This is a genomic window from Solitalea canadensis DSM 3403, assembly GCF_000242635.2.
Lineage (GTDB): Bacteria > Bacteroidota > Bacteroidia > Sphingobacteriales > Sphingobacteriaceae > Solitalea > Solitalea canadensis.
Map to the genome: position 1 here is coordinate 3,997,962 of NC_017770.1, position 23,236 is coordinate 4,021,197.

Here is a 23,236-nt window from a genome sequence, read left to right on the forward strand (position 1 = left end):
ATGTACATGATCGTCTTTTTTTGTGAGACACAGTCAATAACTATTGAATATCAGTTATTTATAATGTATTTTTAAGTAACATATTTAAACCATTGACTATGAACGCTCTTTCTCTCCTACCCAAAACTTTACAAGCCGGATTGGTGTTATTGCTTCTTTTTAGTTTGTCAACTTCAATATCTTGTAAAAAAAGTGATGATGATAATAATCCCACTTCCACAACATATGATAAACTTAAAGGTAAATGGACGGTATTATCCATAAATGAAAAGAAGTACGAGAATAACGCTTTAGTAAAGGAAGAAAATCAACATCTTCCGTCCGGAGCTTATACAATTGAATTCAAGGAAAAGGAAGTAACATTTGTTATTCCTAACGGAACCTTTACCCATCCAATTGACTATAATAAAGATTTAAATGAATTCGAATATGATGATTCGGGATTGAAAATAAAAAGCTCAGTAACTTTTAATGGAGATAAGGCCACCTTTATTGCTACGGAGGAACATACAGATGACGGAGTAGTAAAGAAAGAAGTGATTACTACCTTGTTGCAAAAAATATAAACTTAATAAATGGAAGACACTATACTGTCTTCCATTTATTGTTTATCCAGACATTTATGAAATTCATTTACCTAGCCTGGTTGGACTGATTTAATTATGGGGAGTTCCGGCGGAAAACTGGCTGCCGGAACTGTTTTATTTTACCACATAAATATCTTTATAGTTTCTTCCCAATCCATCATAGTCTAATCCGTAGCCTACAATAAAATCATTAGGAATTTCAAAACCGGTATAATCTACTTTAATCGGATATTTTAATGCATTAGGTTTTAACAATAACGAAGCGATTTTAACAGATGCAGGAGTATGTTTAAATAACTCATCTAAAAACACACTTAATGTTTTTCCGGTATCTACAATATCTTCAAGGATAATTATATCCCGTCCTGATAAATCAACATCAATACCAACGCTTTGGGTTACTGTTCCTGTACTTTCTGTCCCGTGGTAAGATTTGAATTTCACAAAACTTACTTCACAGTTTCCGTCATAATTCTTGAGCAGGTCGGCTGTAAACCAAAATGCACCGTTAAGCATTGAAATAAATACAGGTGTTTTTCCCTTATAATCATCACTTATCTGTTCTGCAATTGCGTTAATTCTATTTTGAATAGCAACCTCCTTAATATAAGGTTCAAAGCTTTTATCGTGTAGCGTAATTATCATATCGTTTATATGTATTCTTTTATGATAGTATAAGTTAAAAATAATTCGTGTATCTATTGTCGTTATTCTGTTACACATTCTTTATCAACCATTAAGCAAATGGCAAAACCCGATCAAAAATTAATCCTCCAACCTAAATATGTATCTTTGCCGGTTCAAATGGAATATAGTTTAATAACACTCAAAAACGGTATCAGAGTTCTGCATAAGCCAGCTCAGGAGTCAGGCATTATGCACATGTGTTTGGTGGTTAATACCGGTTCGCGCGATGAAACAGCCGAAAAAGCAGGCCTTGCGCACTTTATTGAACATCTATTATTTAAAGGCACAAAGAAACGCAATACTTACCAAATTTTAAACAGACTGGAAGTAGTTGGTGCAGATCTGAATGCTTATACCACAAAGGAACAAACCTGTATACACGCCTCCTTCTTAAACGAACATTTAGAACGTTCGTTAGATTTACTAACGGATATTATGTTCTATTCAACATTTCCGGAAAATGAATTGGAAAAAGAAAAAGGTATTGTACTTGATGAATTAGACTCTTATAAAGACACACCTGAGGAACACATACAGGATGAATTTGATGAAATAGTCTTTAAAGGACATGTGTTAGGGCAAAACATCCTCGGTACTCCTGAAACCATTAAGGCATTTAAACAAAGTGACATTTTCAACTTTGTGAATGATAATTATAACACCCATGAAATCGTATTAGGTGTTTACGGAAACATTTCGGAGAAGAAACTTCAGAAACTCACAGAAAAGTACTTGGGCTCGATCCCTGAAAATAATCATAAAAAAAATCGGGTTGAAGCAAATGGCTATTCTCCTCAAATAATTCAATTAGAAAAGAACTGTAATCAATCTCATTGTATAATTGGTTCCAGATCGTATAATCTTACAGACTCGCACAAAATGGGCATGCTGTTACTGAATAATTTATTGGGCGGTCCTGGCATGAGTTCTAAGCTTAATCTTGAAATCAGAGAACGTTTCGGAGCGTGTTATACAATTGAATCCAACTTTGTTCCAATGACTGACACAGGAATGTTTTCGATCTATTTTGGAACAGATGCAGAGAAAACAAATCGTTGTATCAAGCTTATTCACAAAGAATTAAAAAAACTTAGGGAACAACCATTAAGTACCCTGCTACTTCAGCAAGCTAAAAGACGTTTTAAAGGACAAATTGCATTAGCTGAAGAATCCCGTATCTCAGTAATTATTGCCATGTCTAAAAGCTTATTAGATTATGGTCGCGTTGATAGCCTGGAAGAAATCTTTAATAAGATAGATGCAGTAACCTCTGTAGAATTACTCGAAATAGCCAACCAAAATTTTGACCCGGCACAGTTAAGTATGTTAACATTTATGCCAACAGAATAATTACGAGTTACGAGTTATTTATTACGTGTTAAACGAATTCGCAACTCGCAACCCTTAATTCGCAATCAACAATGGAAATTATCAATAAAAAAATAGACGCATATATAGATGCTCATACAGATATAGAACCTGAAGTTCTAAAAATTCTCAACAGAGAAACCCACCTGAAAGTATTATTACCCCGTATGCTGTCGGGGCATTTCCAGGGACGTGTATTGAGTATGATCAGCAAAATGATAAAACCTCACCGCATTCTGGAACTTGGAACTTATACCGGTTATTCAGCTATTTGCCTATCAGAAGGATTAGCTGAAGAGGGAAAGCTCACTACTATAGACATTAATGCTGAATTGGAACCATTTGTACGTTCTTTTTTTGAAAAAGCTAAAGTGGATCACAAAATCGAATATATTATTGGTGACGGCACACAAGTAGTACCTGAACTGAATGAACTATTTGACCTTGTTTTTATAGATGCCGATAAGAAAAACAATGGTACCTATTATGACCTTGTATTTGATAAAGTAAAACCAGGTGGATTCATTTTAATTGATAATGTATTGTGGAGCGGCAAGGTTATTGACGAGAATCCTGATAAGGACACCAAAGTTATTCTTGCATTTAATGAAAAAGTGCAAAACGATGAACGTGTAGAAAATGTAATGCTACCTATCAGAGACGGCGTTTTATTAGTTCGCAAGAGATAACAATTACCTAAAAAAACCGTTCAATAGGTTGTTTGTGTTCTAACTACTTGTATTTTCAAATAAAATAATAGTTATTTATAGCAATAATTAAAACTTATAAGAATTTTTATTAACTAAAATTTAGCTAATGAAGAAATTAAAGCTCTTTTTGTTGCTTTCAATAATTAATATATATGCATACGGACAAAATCGTTTGGCAACAACGTATGCAAAAAAATATGGAGAACTTGCCGTTTCAGAGATGAAACGTACCGGTATTCCGGCAAGCATAACACTTGCTCAGGGCATAATTGAGTCTGGAGGAGGAACAACATCACTTGCCAGAAAAGCTAACAATCATTTCGGAGTAAAAGCCGGTCGTAGCTGGAAGGGTAAACGCCATGGAAATTTTAGAAAGTATGAAACCGCTGAAGAAGCGTTTGACGATCGTTCCGATTTCCTTTCTCAAAAAAAGACTTACGCTTCTTTATTTAAGCTCGACCTTTGTGACTATAAAGGATGGGCCAGGGGTTTACAAAAAGCCGGATATGCCACAAGTAAGCGATATGCAACTGATCTAATTCGTTGCATTGAACAAAATAATTTACACGAGTGGGATAAGCTGGTTTGTACAGATAAAGAAGACAATAATGAGTTAGTTGTCCCAACCGAATTAATTGCGTCGGTTGACAGTGTGGCGGTAACGACGGCCTCAAAACCTACAGTTCGTGCTAAATCTGCGCATACTTACCATAAGATAAAAAGCGGAGAGTCTCTTTATACAATCGCGAAAAAATATAAAACTACCGTAAATAAGCTTAAATCATTAAATTCGTTGCAATCTGCAAAAATTAAACCCGGACAACGTATTCGCATTAACTAATGAACAATTGGAAAATTTTTACGCTGTGTATTATCACGCTCTCACTTGCATCATGTTCAGCAAGCAAAACTTCAGTAAACTCTCAATCAAAGGCAAGTGTTACTAGCAGTAGCGCTGGAGGAGGTTCAGTAACTTCTTACCCTAAATCAAACAGTACCCAACAATACATCAATAAATATAAACAAATCGCAGTTGAAGAGATGCGACGTACGGGTATACCTGCAAGTATCACTTTAGCTCAAGGTATTTTTGAGTCTGCAAGTGGTAATAGTGATTTAGCTATTAAAGCCAATAACCATTTCGGAGTTAAATGCACCAGTGACTGGAATGGAGAAACCTATCATAAAGATGATGATAAACCGAACGAGTGCTTCAGAAAATACCCTCATGCTGAAGGATCGTTTCACGATCACTCTCAGTTTCTTCAACGCCCTCGTTATGCTTCTTTATTTAAACTTGACCCTGCCGACTACAAAGGATGGGCAAATGGATTAAAAGCAGCCGGCTATGCAACTAATCCTCAATATGGCCCTAAACTAATCGAATTAATTGAGCGATATGAGCTGAATAAATTCGACAAAGCAGGACAAAAGGATATGGTAGTTGCCTCAACCAATAGAGGTAGCTTATACTTTGAGCAAAAACCGGTAAATGAAGAAGGTTATGTAAAAAAAACAGCCTCAGTTCCTTCAATTGTTGAAGAAGTGGTACCGGAAGGCTTTTACAGAGTTAAAGCAGGAGATACTTTATACGGTATCGCTAAAAAATTTAATGTAAAAGTTGAAAATATTGTAACCTGGAACAGCCTTGAGTCGTATTCAATTGAAGTTGGTCAAAAACTAAAAGTTTCTAAATAATATTTCGGATAGCACTTTTAATAACATAAGTTAATAATGATTCTTCATGTGTTAAATGGCGATGCGCTACTTCCAAATTTCAAGCGCTGTAGCTTTTTAGGTGATGTAATGATTTGGCGAGAGTGTCTCGTAGAGGGACCGGTGAGCGCTAAAACGGATGAAGAATTTTGGGAGCAACGTAGTAATTACATTTGCGAGACTTATCAGGTTACTAATGAGGAGTATCACCACCAGGTTATTGAGAAGCTATATAAAATTGAAAATCCTGCCAGATACTCCGAAATAAATCTTTGGTTTGAATTTGACCTCTTTTGTCAGGCCAATCTGTTTTTTATTCTTCAACGCCTGGCCAAACATACTTTAAACCATACTACTATTTACTGGGTTCAGCCGGAACAACAATCGGTTAATGAATATTTCAGTGGATTTGGAAACACGAATAATCAGCAGTTAAGAACCTATTTTTCAAACCGTTTGCTGCTTACTTCTACTGATCTGGGATTTGGAACGCAAGTTTGGGAGGCCTACGCGCAAAACAAAAAAAACCTTCTCCACGAACTTACTTCTAACCCTCCTCCAAATTTTCATTTCTTTGCTGAAGTATTCAGGGCTCATCTGCAACGAAGCAATGACGACGAATCTTCTGCTAACAGAATAGAGAAACGATTATTGGAAGCGATAAAAAACGGCGTAGATTCTGAAATTGACTTATTGCATCGCTTTTGGGAAACGGAGAGTATTTATGGACTGGGTGATTTACAAGTTGTAAATTATATTAATAACCTCCAACAAAAAAACTGGATCGACGGACTTGAGCTTACTTCTGAAGGAGAAATAGCACTTAACAAAGCTTTTTAATGATTTAAGCCTTTATTATTTTTCTGTATAAACCTTTCTTTTCAATAAACTCACGCACTCCATCAGTAACTAAAAAACGGATGCTTTTATTCTCAGCAACGGCCTTGCGAATAAATGTTGCTGAAATATCCATTTGAGGTGTATCCGTAATTATTACTGCCGGATGATTAGCCCACTCGCTCACATCTGCTCCCGGACGAGGATAAACAACTATTTTATAGTATTTGAGAATAGACTCGTAATTCTTCCATTTTTTCAGCGATTTCAGGTTATCGGCTCCCATAATTAGCCAAAACTCATGCTGTGGATATTTCTCTGATAAATAAGTAAGCGTATCAATGGTATACGAGGGCCGTGGAAGCTTTAATTCAACATCGCTCACTTCGATCTCATCCGTATCTTCGGTTGCAATCTTAGCCATTTCCAGCCTATCGTGGACATGAATCAGATCGCCTATCGCTTTAAAAGGATTATGCGGAGACACCACCAACCACACTTTATCCAGTTCAGTATAATTAGCCATATAACTGGCAATCACCAAATGTCCTAAATGAATAGGATTAAATGACCCAAAGAATAATCCGATTTTCATGATTGATGGTTCATAGATCATGGTTCATAGATCATGGCAACTATTGGCTATGATCTATGAACCATGAACTAACTCGCTATTTCACTTCCCTTTTTCCAAATTTCATTTTATCCTTCAGGAAATATTTAACGAACACTTCTGATTCTTCACAAGCTGTTTCGAGTTCGTAATTTTCCAGGATTACATCAAATTGAGGGGCGTAAGCTAATTCCTTTTCAGCTTTTGCATAACGTTCTGCAAGTTTTTCAACGCTATCAGTACCGCGACCAGCCAAGCGCTCTCGAAGAACCTCTATTGACGGCGGTTGAACAAATATGGCGATAGCCTGTTCTGGATATTTACGTTTTAAACGCAAACCTCCAATTACATCTACATCAAAAATAACATGCTTACCCTCCGCCCAAATCCGTTCAATCTCAGCCCGTAAAGTACCATAAATAGTCCCATTGTATACTTCTTCAAACTCAACAAACTCATGATTAGCAACCCGATGAAGAAACTCTTCCTTACTTATAAAATAATAATCTTTATTATTTACCTCTTCACCGCGAGGCTCCCTAGTTGTCGCCGATATAGAAAACTGCAAATCAGGGAATCTGGTAAGCAAGTGTTTTACAATGGTAGTTTTACCTGCTCCTGATGGAGCTGAAAATATGATAAGTTTACCTGACATTTTTTTATTGTATTGGCTATTAGCATTTAGCCACTAGCCATTAGTATTCTTTATTAAAATTAATTGCTAATCACTAACAGCTAATGGCTGATAGCTATAAAACATTCAATAACTGCTCTTTAATTTTTTCGAGTTCGTCTTTCATTTCAACTACCAGTTTCTGAATACTGGCATCGTTCGCTTTTGAACCCATTGTATTGATCTCACGACCAATCTCCTGGCTGATAAAACCTAATTTTTTACCTCCTGCATCCTTACTGTTCAAGGTAACCAGAAAATAATCACAATGACTGCGTAAACGCACTTTTTCCTCCGTTATATCAAACTTCTCAATGTAATACACAAGTTCTTGTTCCAAACGATTTTGATCGATATTCTCAGTACCAACTGCATCTTCCAGGTATTTGTTAATACGCTCCCGAACAACAGGCATACGACTAGGCTCAGCAAGCTCTACATCTGCTAAACGATTCATAATAGTAGAGATACGCTTTACAAGGTCTTTCTCAAGCTCAGCCCCTTCGGTAGCCCTAAAATCATTAAAAGCATTTACAGAGGCCTCAAAGGTAGTATAAACTGCTTTCCACTCCTCTTCATCAACATCTTGTTCATCCTGCTTAATTACTTCAGGCATTTGTACCGCTAAAGCAAATAGATCTGTGGTATTAGCATTTAACTCATTTGCACCCTGCAGCAGCTGTTCATAATATGCTTTTAGTAAGGCCTGATTTATGGAGACAGGTTTACGTTCAGCACCTGCGTTATATTCAATAGAAATAGTAAGATTGACCTTACCACGTTCGATCAATCGATTACAATCCGTTCGGATTAATAACTCTTTATCGGAATGCGCTTTAGGTAGCTTTAAGGTAAGTTCCAGAAATTTACTATTTAATGACTTGATCTCAACGGTAATTTTGGCTTTGCTTGTTTCTTTGGTAGCAATTCCAAATCCGGTCATGGATTTAAGCATAGTTAAACGGTTAGAGAGTGACACTATTACAATTTAGCGTCATACAAATGAATATACAATTAAGGATGAAATAGAATTAATTTGCTACTGCAACCTTGGGCCTTAGACTCACCAGATAAACTCCGGCAAAAATCATTGCTGCAAAAATAAACTTTTGCAACGTTATTTCATCTTTTCCAAGTGCAATGGCGATAATAGATGCAAGAACCGGTTGCAAATAAATATAGGCTCCAACAACTGACGAGTTCACGTATTTTAGGGCCCATCCATTGAGTAAGTACGTGAGAAACGTGGTACAAACTATCACAAATATAATAGCTATCCAAATACTATATGGAATATGCAACCAATCTACCTTTAAGATATCTGTTATCCCGAAAGGAAAAACCAATACGGCTCCCAGGATAAAAGTCCATTTTACAATATGAATTGCCTGGTACTTCTGAATCAGTGGTTTTGCTATAATCAGGTAATAAGCATAAATAATTGCATTCAGGATAACATAAATATCGCCGAGAACAGTCCCACCACTCAATGAGAAATCAGGCCAAAGAATCATAAAAACGGCACCAGATAATCCTAATATCAATCCGCCGATTTTCAGCACTGTAACCTTTTCTTTCAATACCCAAAAAGCAAGTAAAGCCACAAATAGTGGGGTACAAACCATTTCAACGGCAGCCTTAATAGGCGTTGTTAATGATAATCCCTGAAAAAACAATAACATATTTGCGCCCACTCCCGTAACTGCCGACAAGAATAAAAGTTTATAGTCTTTCTTTTCAATGGGTTGTGATACACCTCCAGAAACCTTGCTCATTAGAATAAAAAGCAATGCTGCACCCCAAACGCGGATCACAATAAAACCATACGGTTTTATATAAACAGGCATTACTTCTTTAGCGATGATAAATGTTGCTCCGTAGATAAATGATACAATAAAAAGTGCGAAATGCACTTGTAAAGTTTTATTCATAAGATTGTTTAAGGCGGAGCAAATATGGTGTTTTAAGTTGACTTACAGTACTATTAAATCAACTTTGGAAGCACAAATGAAGTAGGAGCAATTAATAATTTCTCCATGGATTGATAAACATGTTCTTTTAAATAAGGAAGATCATCCATTGTTAATCCGGCTGTCTCAACTACGTCAGCATACACCACTTTAACTATACCAGGCTTAATAGCTAAAGGGTTTTTACGAGGCAATAGTTGTTTCGAATTTACAATCACGACAGGAGCAATTGGAGTTTGCGTTTCAATAGCGATACGAAAAGCGCCGTCATAAAATTCAGTCAGCGGTTGATCAGTCTTGTTCATCGTTCCCTCCGGAAAGATTAAAACCGACATTCCATTATTTAGTTCCAGCTTAAGATCTTCAACACATCTCTGACGGCTTTCCTTACTGCTTCGATCGATCATCACTACTAACCGCTTATAAATAATATCAAACAAAGGAACTTTAGCCATCTCAATCTTGCCTAATGGCTTAAAAGATTGATGAATACCTAACACAACAGCAAGTGAATCAAGATACGAGCCATGGTTGCAAACATATACATAGGCGCGATTTTCAGGTGCTTTATACTTATTGAATGACTTAAATAGAATAAGTGAACCCAATGAAGCTAACAAGGCCCAAATACGAAGAAAGATGAATGATACATCTGTTCCGGTTTTCCCGGGAAGAATTAATGTGGCTAATACAACAAAAGGCAATGCTGCAATCAAGCCAACAACAAATGCTACTAATCCTAAAAACAACTGAACTACAGCAAAAACCTTACGCATACTTCTTTATTACTAAGTGAAAGACACAAGAATAAAGATTGATTTTAGCATTACAAAGTTTTTTTAGCAATTGGCAGTGAGCTGATCAGCAATTAGTAAGAAAATAGAGAATGGTTGATTATGTCCCGGATAATGGGATATTAAATATTCAAGAATGTGCAGGCTCTCTCTGCAGCGGTTTTCTCTGCATTCTTTTTGGTAAAATCCTGACCGGTACCGCATTCATCTCCATCAACAAAAACTTTTACCGTAAATAATTTTGACTTACTGCCTTCTTCATTCGGCATCAGTTCAAATAATACTTCTTTGCCGTGGCGTTGGCACCATTCAATAAGTTTGCTTTTAAAGTTAGTTTCTGTTTGCTCAAGTGCATCTACATCAACATGTGCTTTTAGAATTCGCTTTAAAATAAATGATTTGGTAAATGCATAGCCCTTATCCAAATAAACAGCACCGATCAACGCCTCAAAAGCGTCACCCATTAACGAGCCTTGCTTAATTGGATTATTGATCATTCGGGTATCATAATCCATAAGATCACCAATGCCAATTTTTTTGGCCAGCTGATTTAAATGATTACGATTTACGATTTTGGAACGCATTTCGGTAAGGAAACCTTCGTCCCTAAACGGATACTTTTTAAATAACATCTCTCCCACCACTGCACCCAAAACAGCATCGCCTAAAAATTCCAGACGTTCATTACTGTTTTTCAATCCTTCTTTTAATTGAGGAGCTACAGACTTATGGCGAAATGCCAGCTTATATAAGGTGAGATTTCCAGGAACAAATCCCAGCATGTTATTCAAAGCTCTGACATAATTTCGCTCACGAGAAATATAAAGCCTGTATAAACGCATTGCGGGCATTCTGTATCCTAATTATTTGTAAAGAATGGGAGATATAAATAAGTTACAGGTATTCCAGCGGAAGGCACTTCCGTAAAAACCTGTAACTTATTTTTGGTATTATTCTTCAAATTTCTTGAAAATTACCGAAGTATTATGGCCACCAAAACCAAAAGTATTTGATAAAGCAGCACGTATAACACGTTTCTGAGCTTTATTAAATGTAAGGTTTAATTTCGGATCAATTGCCGGATCATCGGTAAAATGATTAATAGTAGGAGGAACAATATCATTAACAACAGCCAGGATAGAAGCAATTGCCTCTACAGCACCGGCCGCACCTAACAAGTGACCTGTCATTGATTTTGTTGAGCTAATATTAAGCTTGTAGGCGCTTTCGCCGAACAAATTAACAATAGCTGTAGTTTCACTAATATCGCCTAATGGAGTTGAAGTTCCGTGAACGTTGATATAATCAATATCATCAACACTCATACCAGCATCTTCAAGCGCCGCAATCATTACATTACGAGCACCTAATCCTTCAGGATGTGGCGCAGTAATATGATTAGCATCGGCACTCATACCGCCACCAACAATTTCAGCATAGATTTTAGCACCGCGTTTCTTAGCATGCTCATACTCTTCCAGAATGATAGCACCTGCACCCTCACCGGCAACGAAACCGTCGCGGTCAAGATCAAACGGACGAGAAGCCGTTTCAGGAGAATCATTTCGGGTTGACAATGCATGCATCGCATTAAATCCACCGATACCGGCCTCATTAATGATCGCTTCTGAACCACCGGTAATAAACATATTAGCTTTGCCTAAACGGATATAGTTAAAGGCATCAATAATAGCATTATTAGAGGAAGCACAAGCCGAAACTGTTGCAAAATTAGGGCCGCGTAAGCCATATTTGATAGAAATGTGACCGGCCGCAATATCAATGATCATCTTAGGGATGAAGAAAGGATTGAGACGCGGAGTTCCATCGCCTTTAGCAAACGTAGAGACCTCATCAAGGAAAGTTTTCAGACCGCCAATTCCGGCGCCCCAAATAACTCCGATACGATCGGTGTCAAGTTCTTCAAAGTTTACTCCCGAGTCTACAACAGCCTCGTGAGTTGCAGCCATAGCGTATTGAACAAAAGGATCTACCTTACGGGCTTCCTTTTTGTCCATAAAGTCTTCAGGGTTGAAATTCTTTACCTCGCAGGCGAACTTCGTCTTGAATTTTTCGGTATCGAACTTTGTGATCATGGCTGCGCCACTCACGCCATTGATCAAACCATTCCAGTACTCTGGAACGGTATTACCCAACGGCGTAAGTGCACCTAGCCCTGTAACAACAACACGTTTAAGTTGCATTAAATACTTTTAAGATGAAATTTTCTTATTTAACGTTCTTTTCAAGGTAGGCGATAGCCTGACCTACAGTAGCAATTTGCTCAGCTTGTTCGTCAGGAATAGCCACGTTAAATTCTTTCTCGAATTCCATGATAAGCTCAACTGTATCAAGCGAATCGGCACCTAAATCGTTAGTAAAGCTAGCCTCAGGTGTAACTTCGTTCTCGTCAACACCTAATTTCTCAACGATAATCGCTTTTACTCTTGATGCAATATCTGACATAGTTTTTTGTGTTTAAAAGGTTATTTTTCTAAAATTTTCTGCAAATAAAAGTAAATTAAGGGAACTATTCAAAACTTTTTTTCGTTGTGGCAAGTAATCGCTCATTTATATAGCTTTGCATTAAGTTTAGCTCCTCTTGAATAAAAAAATATTAAAGGTATCATTTGACTACGATTTTACGCTGATCGGCATTATTGCTCCGGCCAGAGACTATCGTTTCTGTTGGTTCTTCAATAAAGAATTGTTTTTCAATTTAGTAAAAACTGATGAGATTATTCTTACGAATAAATTAAATCAGGAAGTTTATTTTTCTAAATACCACCAATTTTTTGAAGAAGGCGAACAAGATTTTTACGTGCTGGCCAATAAAGGTTCGGAAGGATACCTTGTACCCGAAAGAAAAGAAGTCGACTTTTTTCTTCTTATCCATAATATGAACTATAAAGCCGACAAAGAGACCTTATTAAGCCGTATTAACAAAATGAGCATCACGCAAACTGCCTTTTTTATAGATGCCAATCAACTAAAATCGAGAGATAATTTGCTCTTTTAGACTATTAACATATTATTATATTGTTGATATAAAAGTTAGCATACAGTTATAGAAACAAATTGTATTTTTGCCCCCGCAAACTCGAAACTTATTATGAACGAATTACACAACAGAACAAAGATTGTGGCTACCCTTGGGCCTGCTTCCGCAAAAAAGGAAGTACTGCTGCAAATGATAAAGGCAGGCCTTAACGTTTGTCGAATTAATTTCTCCCACGGCAAACACGAAGAACACCTCCAAACCATCAACCTCATCCGCGAAATCAATCTAGAAAATAATTTTAATGTGGGAATACTTGCTGACCTTCAAGGCCCTAAGATCCGTATTGGTGATATGGAGAATAATGGGGTGGCGTTTGCTGCAGGTGATATCGTTAACATCATTACTACTCCTAAAGTAGGTGATAAGGAATCTATCTACATTACTTATACAGCTTTTCCTAAAGATGTTAATCCGGGTGAAATTTTCTTGTTGGATGACGGTAAAATGCAGATGCGTGTTTTAGATACCAACAAAACTGATACCGTTAAAGCTGAAGTAATTTATGGCGGCATCTTGTCTTCTAAGAAAGGTGTTAACCTTCCGTTTACGAAAACAAGTACCCCAAGCTTAACGGAAAAAGACCGTGAAGATCTTGAATTTGCTTTAAAGCATAATATTGACTGGATCGGACTTTCATTTGTTCGAGAAGCAAAAGACATTATTGATCTTAAAAAGATCATTGCTAAAAGTGGCAGTACAGCTAAAGTTGTTGCTAAGATTGAAAAACCAGAAGCTATTGACAACATTGATTCAATTATCGATGTTACGGATGGTGTGATGGTTGCTCGTGGTGACTTGGGTGTTGAAATGCCAATGGAAGAGGTTCCATTATTGCAAAAGCAAATCGTTAGAAAATGTAATGCCTTGGCAAAACCGGTAATTATTGCTACTCAAATGATGGATTCGATGGTTGCTAACCCTCGTCCAACACGTGCAGAAGCAAATGACGTTGCCAACTCAGTATTAGATGGTGCTGATGCAGTAATGTTAAGTAACGAAACCTCAGTTGGTTTATACCCTGTTATTGTTATTGAGGCCATGAGCTCTATTGTCCGCAATATTGAAAACGGAATGTACCCTTATTATAATGATTCTCAGATTGAGGAGCATCCTGAGACTTTCTTAGCGGACTCAGTTTGTAATTCAGCCGTTTATCTTGCTGAGAAAACCAGTGCAAAAGCAATCGTTGCCATGACATTCTCAGGCTATTCAGCTTATCAAATTGCAAGTCAGCGCCCTAAAGCACGTACCTTTGTCTTTACTGGTAATCGTGATTTAATGAACAGTATAAGTTTAGTATGGGGTGTAAAAGCATTTTACTATGATAAGTTTGAAACCACTGACCAAACAATCAAAGAGGTGAACAACATTTTAAAAGAGAATGGATTTGTTCAAGAAGGTGAAGTGATCATCAATACTTTCTCTACTCCTATTGCTGAAAAAGGAAGAACAAACACGATCAAAGTAAGTGTAGCTTAATAGCTGTTCTCGACGTATAAATTTTAAAAAGGCGACTTCTGCAGAGTCGCCTTTTTTATGTCTCCCTCACTAAGTTTTCCACATCCTTACTTCCTCAATTTCAGGCAATAATATTTCACCTTGCGCCTCTGGTAAGGCTCTGTATTTTTTATGTGGAAAACTGTAAATCACATTCTTATCATAGCATCGTTAAATTTAATGTACGGCTCTCCTGCTTAAAAATGCAATCGTTTGACTGTGGAAAACGTGTTCATTTTTTATAGCACTTACTGTCATGATCTTAAAGATCAAACTTATGAAACCTGCACAATATCATGCATGCAGGATAGAGCAAAACCTACATTTAAACAATAATAATTGATTCGTATGAAAAAGAACACTGACCAACGTAGAGGGTTAAAAGTCAACCGGCATTTTACCCAGGAAGGCATAAGTCCACTCGACATGTTTAGCTATGAAAAGCGATCATCAGTAATCAGAAATCCGGCAGGCGATGCCGTTTTTGAGATGAACAATGTTGAAGTGCCTACTTCGTGGTCGCAAGTGGCTACCGATATTCTTGCTCAAAAATATTTCAGAAGAGCCGGCGTCCCTCAGCCTGATGGAACATTAGGATCAGAAACTTCAATTAAACAAGTAGCACACCGTATGGCCAATTGTTGGATGGACTGGGGTAAACGCTACAACTATTTTGCTTCTGATGAAGATGCACAAGTATTTTATGACGAATTAGTGTACACCCTTACAGCACAAATGGCAGCACCTAATTCACCTCAATGGTTTAACACCGGACTTTATACTTCCTACGGCATATCAGGATCGCCGCAAGGACATTATTATGTTGACCCTAAAACCGAAGAGTTAAAAAAATCTACTTCTGCCTATGAGCGACCTCAACCTCACGCATGTTTTATACTATCTGTTGATGATGATTTAGTGAATGATGGTGGAATTATGGACCTGTGGGTACGTGAAGCACGCATTTTTAAATATGGATCAGGAGTTGGAACCAATTATTCTAAGATAAGAGGTGAATATGAAAAACTTTCTGGCGGCGGAACTTCATCAGGCTTAATGTCATTCTTAAAAGTTGGAGACAGAGCTGCTGGAGCAATCAAATCAGGAGGAACAACCAGACGCGCAGCCAAAATGGTATGTCTTGACCTTGATCATCCAGAAATCGTTCAATTTATCGACTGGAAAGTTGAAGAAGAAAAAAAAGTAGCCGCCTTAATTGCAGCCGGATACGCATCTGACTACGAAGGTGAGGCTTATCGAACAGTTGCCGGTCAAAACTCCAATAATTCTGTTCGCATACCAAATTCATTCTTCAAAGCATTGGAGCAAGATCTGGACTGGGAAACAAAAGCCCGAACCAATGGTAAAACAATGAGCAGCATACCATCCAAAAAACTTTGGGATAAGATTGGTTTTGCGGCCTGGGCTTGCGCAGATCCGGGCGTTCAGTACGACACCACCATCAATGAATGGCATACCTGTCCGGAAGGAGGTAGAATCAATGCATCTAATCCGTGTTCGGAATACATGTTCCTTGATAATACAGCCTGTAATTTAGCTTCAATCAATTTACAACACTTCTTTAATCCCGAGACATTAACTTTTGATGTTAAAGGATTTGAACATATTTGTCGCCTATGGACCATGGTACTCGAAATATCAGTATTAATGGCTCAATTCCCATCTAAAGAAGTTGCTCAACTATCTTATGATTACCGTACACTTGGACTAGGTTATGCTAACCTTGGCTCTATGTTAATGGTAGCAGGCATTCCGTATGACAGTGAGAAAGCTCGCGCCATTGGAGGAGCTCTAACAGCTATCATGACTGGAACAGCTTACGCAACTTCAGCCGAAATGGCTCAGCATTTAGGCGCATTTAAAGAGTTTAAAAAAAATAAAGAGCACATGATGCGCGTTATGCGCAATCATCGTTATGCAGCTTACAACACAACTGATGCCTACGAAAATTTAGAGATAGCTCCACCGGGTATTGATCCTAAATTCTGTCCGGACTATTTATTGTCAGCAGCATGCAATGCGTGGGATAAAGCAGTTGAACTGGGTGAGAAATATGGCTACCGAAATGCACAAACCACTGTTATCGCCCCTACCGGAACCATCGGATTAGTAATGGATTGCGATACCACTGGAATAGAGCCTGATTTTGCTTTGGTAAAATTCAAGAAACTTTCAGGTGGTGGTTATTTCAAAATCATTAACCAGGCCATTCCAACTGCTCTTAAAAATCTTGGATATCAGTCTCATGAAATTGAAGGAATTGTGAATTATGCCAAAGGTACAGGCTCTATCCAAAATGCACCGCATATCAACTTTAAATCATTAGCAGCAAAAGGCTTTACTGATGCTGATCTTGAGCGTTTGGATAAAGCAATTCTTTCAGCATTCGAAATCAGTTTTGCTTTTAATGTTTGGACCTTAGGAGAAGAGTGCCTTTCGCGCTTAGGGTTTAAGTCGGAACAGTACAGTGATTCATCTTTTAGTTTATTGAAAGCACTTGGCTTTAGCAATCAACAAATTTCGCAAGCAAATGATTTTGTTTGTGGAACCATGACTATAGAAGGTGCACCTTATTTAAAACAAGAACATTACCCTATTTTTGATTGTGCTAACCGATGTGGAAATATTGGTAAACGCTATATACATGCACATGGCCACATCCGCATGATGGCATCAGCTCAGCCTTTCTTATCTGGAGCCATTTCTAAAACAATTAATCTTCCAAATGAAGCTACAGTTGATCAAATTTTAGATTGTTATCAATTGAGCTGGGAATTAGGTTTAAAAGCCAATGCGCTTTATCGGGACGGTTGTAAACTTTCGCAACCATTGTCAACCAAGTCTGATGTTAAGGAAGAAGAAAAAATTGATGCTGTTGAAGATGCTTTAGGTAGAGCTGCTGAACTAAAAATACAAGAATTATCACCTGAACAGGTGTTGGAGGCAGCAATCCATATTCTAAATAAATCGGAAGATACCGTATTTAAACGTCAGCTTTCGAGCATAGTGGAACGCAAACGTTTACCACAAAGGCGTGGTGGATTTACTCAGAAAGCACATGTTGGAGGCCAAACTATCTTTGTTCGCACTGGTGAATACCAAGATGGCACATTAGGAGAAATCTTTGTTGATATGCACAAAGAAGGGGCTTCTTTCCGTTCGTTGATGAACTGCTTTTCAATAGCTGTATCCCTTGGACTTCAATATGGGGTTCCTCTGGAAGAGTTTGTAGATAAATTTACTTTCACCCGTTTCGAACCATCTGGAATGGTTATAGGCCATGACAATATTAAAAGCTCGACATCGGTAATTGATTATATTTTCAGGTTACTGGGTTATGAATACCTTAACCGCACAGATTTGGTACATGTTATTACTAAACAAAATGCATCCTTAAATAATCCTCAATTAATTGATGAGGATATTAATCCAGATAAAAACAATGTGTTTGAATCATCCGTTATTAATACAAGAGTAACTTCTGATTCTTCAGAAATGAAATTTAAGTCACTTGATATCAGCGGTGGAGTTCAATCAGATGCACCTGCTTGCAACACTTGCGGACATATTACTGTTAGATCAGGTACTTGTTATAAATGCTTAAACTGCGGTAATTCATTAGGCTGCAGTTAATTAAGAGAAACCTTATAGAGCGTAAATATAGGTTTAAAATGGAATAAGCCGGTCGGGAGATCGGCTTATTTCGTTGTGTAAGTTTTAAATTAGTTAATTATAGAGAGAGGTAACATTAAGATATCTGTGTTACAATAAAAACCTTTTTAAAGTTACTTGGAATATCTTTGATACAGATTTAAAACAACTTGTATGCCAACGATATCTGGAACATACGGTTTTTAAATTCCAAACCGTCATTTTCAACCTTGCTTAAACCCCAAACATAACGGGCATCCAGTTGAATGTTTGAAATAGACACACCGGCACCAATTACAGCTCCCCAATCGCCGCTTTTAAAACTGTCAGCATTTAAAGCACTGGTAAAATCACTTGGACCACTGATTTTGTCAGCTAATTTAATTGACACCTGTGGACCAGCAACAAAATGAAGTAATGGTAATGGTTTGAACTTAGCTAATAAAGGAATATCCAGGTAATTCATCTTTACTTCAGCCTCTTGCCCAGTCTCATTAGTGGTTTTAAAACCTTTACGAGAATACAACAACTCAGGCTGGAAAGAAATCGTAGGAATACCCACTTCAGCCCAAACACCTAAATGATAACCGGTAACTCCGTCAGCTGTTTGTTTATAGGAGTCACTTAAATCTCCTGTAAATTTAATGTCATTTGCACTCGCAAAGTTCACCCCACCTTTAATACCGAAATCTAATTTCTGAGCACTTGCAGATAATGATATGAATGCTACTGTTATAGCTAAAAGAATTCTTTTCATATGGTTTTTTAAGTTTAATTATGAACAGGGCGAAAATAAACAAAAGGCATTCCACTTTCCTATATATTATTGTAACGCAATGTTGACAATTGTATACTTCCTTGAATAGAATTGAACACAATGACATAAAAAAAGCTATTAGGTAAAACCCCTAAAACAGCTTTAAAACAAAGAATCCAAAATATTGTCACACAGTTTGTTATTAACCATAATTATGTAACATATTTATCAAAAAACCTTATTATTTACGCTCTATGAAATTAAAAGCAGTAATGGCCTTAATGGCCATTGGCGGCCTCATTGCCGTAGGAATGTACAGTTGTCAAAAATCGGAATCAGATGTAAAAGAGAAACCTAAATCAGTCAGTTGCGCAAACTACAAAGACACTGGAACTGAAGGTGTTATCAATCCATGCTCAACCCCGCAAGAGTATCCACTTTATGCAGGTAACCCAGCAAACAATCCGGAAGACAAGTTAATTGGAAGTATTAAAGTTTTCAGAGATGAAAATTATTTATACGTTCAATACTCTGTTAACAAAGAAGGATGGAGTTTACATCTAACTCACACTTATGTAGGCCCTTGTGATGAAGTACCAAGCACTAGAGGAGGTGCAACTCCTGGCCAGTTTGATAAAACTGAGTGGGGTGTTGCCACAGAACAACCTGATTGTGGTGTTACTTGCTGGGTAGAAAAATTCCCATTATCAAAATTCGCAGGGTTAGAATGTATTTGTATTCTTACTCATGCTGAGGCTTGGAAAGATTGCAAACCAGCAGAAACAGCTTGGGGCGGTAATGAAGAGTTCCCTGGAAACAATTGGGGTCGTTACATCAGCTGCTTCCAAATACCTGATTGCGGTAATGGAAATGACTAATTCCAATAAAGAAGTCAACTAAAAAAAGTCCCGTCTAGGTTGAACCTAGACGGGACTTTTCTATTATAATTCATACCTAAACGTGAGTAGCAGATTTTGGTACTTGCCTGATTTATCAAAAATGTTGGTAGCCGGATCAAAAGTTTTAGCAAAAGACATCTTATAGTTTAAGCCGATGCGGAAATACGAAACCTTATAATCAACCAACGTCGATAAACCATAAGTAAAATCGGTAAAATTAACGACATCATAACGATCACTCTTTGTCCGTATCAGATAATTAACTTCAGGACCAATTCCTACCCTAATTTTATTAAAAACATATTGTACAGTAATCGGTAATGCGAGGTAAGTATTCTTAACCTCATAGCCCACCTTAGCACCGGCAGTTCCAACGGTAAGTTGTTCGGTGAAATTATTCGCTATAAATCCGAAGCCAGGCTCCAATACCAAATGCTCAGTAAAGAAGTAATTATAATACCCAATAATATGTAAACAAAAACCCGGATCATAGCTATGCTCAAAACCGTCACTTGATTGGGCGGGAGCAATTGTACTGGCACCAACCGCAAATAATACTCCCACCTTATTATCGGGTTTATCTTGCGCACGGCAAACGCCTGTGATTAATAAAACAACTGAGACTGCGTATATAAATTTTACCATAAGTTTAGATGTATTGCTATACATTTTTACAAATGCCTAACTATCAAAACATATACCTTAATAAGAACAAGCCTGCAGTTAACTAAAAAAAGCCATTTTCAGCATCAATTAACTAATTTTCGGCAACTATGGCTTTCCTTAAATTGATTAGAACTGTATACACATAAACAAAAAACCGTCCCGGTAAACTACCGAAACGGTCCATTATTGCTTAAAACTTAGTTATATCAACTATAGGTTAGAAGTTAAACCCTAAGGAAACCTGAATATTATTGTTTCGGGCTTTAACACTAGCATCATTTTTATCCAGCTTTTGTAGTCCAAAATTGTAACGGGCTCCCAGATTAAATTTTCCAAAATCATACTCGCCTCCAACAACTCCCCCTATATCAGCTTTACGAAAATTATCCTCATCAATTACCCCATCTCCAGTTTCGAAGCTACCATCATCTCCACTGTCTTTAACTTTTCTATCCATCAAAAACGAAACAGCTGGCCCGGCGAAAACATTAAAGCCTGTACCGGTTTTTATTTTTGCCATAAATGGGATATCAAGGTAGTTGTAGGAAACAGTTGTTGTTCTGTCGACTCCTAAAAATGAATAATTGGTTCTATACCCCTTTTGAGAATAGATAATCTCAGGCTGGATAGAAATCAAATTGTTAATTCCAATATCAGCATAAACACCTGCATGAAACCCCGGCTTATATTCAGTTGACACCGCCTGCTCAGAGGTTCCGTTGTTTGTTTTGTAACTAAAAGAACTAACCTTTGAAAGATTTAAACCACCCCTAATACCAAATTTTACATTCTGGGCTACTACATTTCCTGTAATAAAAACACCCATCGCTATAGCTAACATCAATTTTTTCATATGCATATTAAATTTGTTACTAAAGCAGAAATGACAAAAGCATGCCACTATAAACAGTATATTTGGGGATTTAGGAGTTCCTTTTTGACATTAAGCACTAAATAAGAAATACTTACAGAATGATTCTTAAACAGAAATTATTTTTCACTACCCTAGTTTTTTGCCTATTGGCTTGCTTCGGAGTAAAAGCTCAAACGGAAAACATTTCCCCACTTCGCGCTTCGGCTTCTTCTTTTTTCCACCCAACCGGGGCTGATTCGGCTTGGGTTGATTCGGTATTCAGAAAAATGAGCCGTAAAGAGCGTTTGGCGCAATTATTTATGGTACCGGTTTATTCACGGGACCCGCAAAATAAACAAGACTCCGTTATTAACCTGATCCATAAATACAAGGCAGGAGGAATTATAACCTTCCAGGGTGGACCAGTAAGAAATGCCATACTAGTTAATCGAATCCAACAAGGTTTGGATGTTCCTGCATTGGTAGCTACGGATGGTGAATGGGGATTAGGAATGCGATTAGATAGCACAGTTTCGTACCCATTCCAAATGACTTTGGGAGCTATTCAGGATAATAAACTGATTTATGAAGTAGGACAGCAAATGGCAACTCAGTTCAGACGAGCAGGGATGAATGTAAACTTTGCTCCTGTAGTGGATGTGAACAATAACATTAACAACCCGGTTATCAACTTCCGTTCTTTCGGCGAAAACAAGTACAACGTAGCTGCTAAAGGAATTGCAATTGTTAAGGGTATGCAGGATGGAGGATTATTAACCACCGCCAAACACTTTCCGGGCCATGGTGATACTGATGTGGACTCTCATTATGATTTACCACAACTTAAGTTTACTCGTGAGCGACTTGACTCATTAGAGATGTATCCTTTTAAGCAACTAATCATTGAAGGAATAAGTGGAGTAATGGTGGCTCACATGAATATTCCGTCGCTTGATACAACCAAAAACCTTCCTTCTACCCTTTCACAGCCAATTGTTACCGATTTATTAAAAAACAAACTCGGATTTAAAGGACTGGTATTTACTGATGCCATGAACATGAAAGGTGTTGTGAAATATCATCCTAAAGGAGAGGCTGCGGTTTTAGCTATTAAGGCAGGAAACGACATGCTTGAAATGGTTGAAAACCTACCTGAATCTATCAATGCGGTAAGAAAAGCAATCAGAAAACGCGAAATACGTAGAAAAGATGTTAACGCTCGTTGCAAGAAAATTTTGGCAGCAAAATACTGGGCAGGATTAAATAATTATCAACCTGTGTACCTTGAAAACCTGACCAAGGACCTTAACCCTGCATCAGCAACCGATCTGAATACCCGTTTGGCAGAAGCGGCCGCTACAACATTAGTAGCTCCTGCAGACACAATTATTAAAACAACAGAAAAAGTAGTAGTACTTTCAATTGGATCAGTGGATTTAACTGTTTTTCAGAAAAGCATTTCATCCAATAACCAGGTAACACTTTTAAACCTAGCTAAAGATGCCGATGCAAAAAAGGTGGATGCAATCCGTAAACAATTACAAAGTGCTGATAAGATCATCGTGGGAGTACATGATTTAAGAGAGCGTCCACGCAGTGTGCTAGACCATAACTCTGCAGTTATTAATTTCGTAAATGAACTGGTGCTCACCAACAAAGCTTACATCAATATATTGGCCAATGCCTATGCTATGGCAGGATTTAAAGACCTGGAGAAAAGCCGTGGATTGTGGGTGTATTACCAGGATTCACCTTTTACTGAGCAAGCAGCAGCCAAAGTAATGCAAGGGGAGCTTACTACATCAGGAAAGCTTCCGGTAACCGTTAATACTACATTCTTATCCGCCCAGGGATTATAAAAATAAAGGCAGACCTT

23 protein-coding genes are annotated in these 23,236 nt (G+C 37.6%); 11 read left to right on the plus strand and 12 right to left on the minus strand.

Going from position 1 to position 23,236, the window contains the following annotated elements; genetic code table 11:
• The first annotated feature begins 98 nt into the window (after positions 1-98).
• Positions 99-566, plus strand: a complete 468-nt coding sequence (locus tag SOLCA_RS16610; RefSeq protein ID WP_014681620.1) for a hypothetical protein — start codon at positions 99-101, stop codon at positions 564-566.
• A gap of 135 nt (positions 567-701) precedes the next feature.
• Here SOLCA_RS16610 and hpt read toward each other — a convergent pair whose 3' ends face one another.
• The gene (gene hpt, locus SOLCA_RS16615; protein WP_014681621.1) at positions 702-1,232 is read right to left on the minus strand and encodes a hypoxanthine phosphoribosyltransferase; all 531 of its coding nucleotides are present in this window, start codon (positions 1,230-1,232) and stop codon (positions 702-704) included.
• A 99-nt stretch (positions 1,233-1,331) separates the two neighbouring features.
• On the opposite strand from hpt, the gene SOLCA_RS16620 reads away from it, so the two are divergent.
• The 5 genes from SOLCA_RS16620 (at position 1,332) to SOLCA_RS16640 (ending at position 5,908) form a co-directional block, all read left to right on the plus strand.
• Positions 1,332-2,624: a M16 family metallopeptidase gene (locus SOLCA_RS16620; RefSeq protein ID WP_014681622.1), complete on the plus strand. Its 1,293-nt coding sequence runs from the start codon at positions 1,332-1,334 to the stop codon at positions 2,622-2,624.
• A 71-nt stretch (positions 2,625-2,695) separates the two neighbouring features.
• Positions 2,696-3,331 (plus strand): O-methyltransferase, encoded by a 636-nt coding sequence (locus tag SOLCA_RS16625; RefSeq protein WP_014681623.1) that lies wholly within the window; start codon positions 2,696-2,698, stop codon positions 3,329-3,331.
• Between the two features lie 127 nt (positions 3,332-3,458).
• On the plus strand, positions 3,459-4,193 hold the full coding sequence (locus SOLCA_RS22495) for a glucosaminidase domain-containing protein (protein ID WP_014681624.1): 735 nt from the start codon (positions 3,459-3,461) through the stop codon (positions 4,191-4,193).
• Positions 4,193-5,050: a glucosaminidase domain-containing protein gene (locus tag SOLCA_RS16635; protein ID WP_014681625.1), complete on the plus strand. Its 858-nt coding sequence runs from the start codon at positions 4,193-4,195 to the stop codon at positions 5,048-5,050. The genes SOLCA_RS22495 and SOLCA_RS16635 overlap by 1 nt, the downstream gene beginning before the upstream one ends.
• A gap of 36 nt (positions 5,051-5,086) precedes the next feature.
• The gene (locus tag SOLCA_RS16640) at positions 5,087-5,908 is read left to right on the plus strand and encodes a hypothetical protein (RefSeq protein ID WP_014681626.1); all 822 of its coding nucleotides are present in this window, start codon (positions 5,087-5,089) and stop codon (positions 5,906-5,908) included.
• Between the two features lie 4 nt (positions 5,909-5,912).
• On the opposite strand, the gene nadD is transcribed toward SOLCA_RS16640, so the two are convergent.
• The 8 genes from nadD to SOLCA_RS16680 form a co-directional block, all read right to left on the minus strand.
• The gene (nadD, locus tag SOLCA_RS16645) at positions 5,913-6,500 is read right to left on the minus strand and encodes a nicotinate (nicotinamide) nucleotide adenylyltransferase (protein ID WP_042481548.1); all 588 of its coding nucleotides are present in this window, start codon (positions 6,498-6,500) and stop codon (positions 5,913-5,915) included.
• A gap of 76 nt (positions 6,501-6,576) precedes the next feature.
• The gene (gene gmk / locus SOLCA_RS16650; protein ID WP_014681628.1) at positions 6,577-7,173 is read right to left on the minus strand and encodes a guanylate kinase; all 597 of its coding nucleotides are present in this window, start codon (positions 7,171-7,173) and stop codon (positions 6,577-6,579) included.
• Between the two features lie 94 nt (positions 7,174-7,267).
• A complete protein-coding gene (locus SOLCA_RS16655; protein ID WP_014681629.1) occupies positions 7,268-8,146 on the minus strand; it encodes a YicC/YloC family endoribonuclease in 879 nt (292 codons plus the stop codon).
• 76 nt (positions 8,147-8,222) lie between these two features.
• Positions 8,223-9,122: a DMT family transporter gene (locus tag SOLCA_RS16660; protein ID WP_014681630.1), complete on the minus strand. Its 900-nt coding sequence runs from the start codon at positions 9,120-9,122 to the stop codon at positions 8,223-8,225.
• 53 nt (positions 9,123-9,175) lie between these two features.
• Entirely contained in the window at positions 9,176-9,937 is a 762-nt protein-coding gene (locus tag SOLCA_RS16665) for a lysophospholipid acyltransferase family protein (RefSeq protein WP_014681631.1), read from the minus strand.
• A 140-nt stretch (positions 9,938-10,077) separates the two neighbouring features.
• Complete coding sequence (rnc, locus tag SOLCA_RS16670) at positions 10,078-10,806, minus strand: ribonuclease III (RefSeq protein ID WP_014681632.1); 729 nt, start codon at positions 10,804-10,806, stop codon at positions 10,078-10,080.
• 99 nt (positions 10,807-10,905) lie between these two features.
• Positions 10,906-12,159, minus strand: coding sequence for a beta-ketoacyl-ACP synthase II (fabF, locus tag SOLCA_RS16675; RefSeq protein WP_014681633.1), 1,254 nt, complete (start codon positions 12,157-12,159; stop codon positions 10,906-10,908).
• A 25-nt stretch (positions 12,160-12,184) separates the two neighbouring features.
• Positions 12,185-12,421: an acyl carrier protein gene (locus SOLCA_RS16680; protein WP_014681634.1), complete on the minus strand. Its 237-nt coding sequence runs from the start codon at positions 12,419-12,421 to the stop codon at positions 12,185-12,187.
• A 136-nt stretch (positions 12,422-12,557) separates the two neighbouring features.
• Here SOLCA_RS16680 and SOLCA_RS16685 point away from each other — a divergent pair, with 136 nt between their 5' ends.
• The 3 genes from SOLCA_RS16685 to SOLCA_RS16695 all read left to right on the plus strand — a co-directional run bounded on the left by SOLCA_RS16685 (position 12,558) and on the right by SOLCA_RS16695 (position 18,167).
• Entirely contained in the window at positions 12,558-12,974 is a 417-nt protein-coding gene (locus SOLCA_RS16685; protein ID WP_014681635.1) for an IPExxxVDY family protein, read from the plus strand.
• Between the two features lie 93 nt (positions 12,975-13,067).
• The gene (pyk, locus tag SOLCA_RS16690) at positions 13,068-14,495 is read left to right on the plus strand and encodes a pyruvate kinase (RefSeq protein ID WP_014681636.1); all 1,428 of its coding nucleotides are present in this window, start codon (positions 13,068-13,070) and stop codon (positions 14,493-14,495) included.
• A gap of 366 nt (positions 14,496-14,861) precedes the next feature.
• A complete protein-coding gene (locus SOLCA_RS16695) occupies positions 14,862-18,167 on the plus strand; it encodes a vitamin B12-dependent ribonucleotide reductase (protein ID WP_014681637.1) in 3,306 nt (1,101 codons plus the stop codon).
• Positions 18,168-18,345: 178 nt separating this feature from the next.
• Here SOLCA_RS16695 and SOLCA_RS16700 read toward each other — a convergent pair whose 3' ends face one another.
• Positions 18,346-18,942, minus strand: a complete 597-nt coding sequence (locus tag SOLCA_RS16700) for a porin family protein (protein WP_014681638.1) — start codon at positions 18,940-18,942, stop codon at positions 18,346-18,348.
• 254 nt (positions 18,943-19,196) lie between these two features.
• Here SOLCA_RS16700 and SOLCA_RS16705 point away from each other — a divergent pair, with 254 nt between their 5' ends.
• Positions 19,197-19,820, plus strand: coding sequence for a hypothetical protein (locus SOLCA_RS16705; RefSeq protein WP_014681639.1), 624 nt, complete (start codon positions 19,197-19,199; stop codon positions 19,818-19,820).
• A 63-nt stretch (positions 19,821-19,883) separates the two neighbouring features.
• On the opposite strand, the gene SOLCA_RS16710 is transcribed toward SOLCA_RS16705, so the two are convergent.
• On the minus strand, positions 19,884-20,486 hold the full coding sequence (locus SOLCA_RS16710; protein ID WP_014681640.1) for an outer membrane beta-barrel protein: 603 nt from the start codon (positions 20,484-20,486) through the stop codon (positions 19,884-19,886).
• A 238-nt stretch (positions 20,487-20,724) separates the two neighbouring features.
• The gene (locus SOLCA_RS16715) at positions 20,725-21,360 is read right to left on the minus strand and encodes a porin family protein (RefSeq protein ID WP_014681642.1); all 636 of its coding nucleotides are present in this window, start codon (positions 21,358-21,360) and stop codon (positions 20,725-20,727) included.
• Positions 21,361-21,479: 119 nt separating this feature from the next.
• Here SOLCA_RS16715 and SOLCA_RS16720 point away from each other — a divergent pair, with 119 nt between their 5' ends.
• Positions 21,480-23,219, plus strand: coding sequence for a glycoside hydrolase family 3 protein (locus SOLCA_RS16720; RefSeq protein WP_014681643.1), 1,740 nt, complete (start codon positions 21,480-21,482; stop codon positions 23,217-23,219).
• The last annotated feature ends 17 nt before the right edge of the window (positions 23,220-23,236 follow it).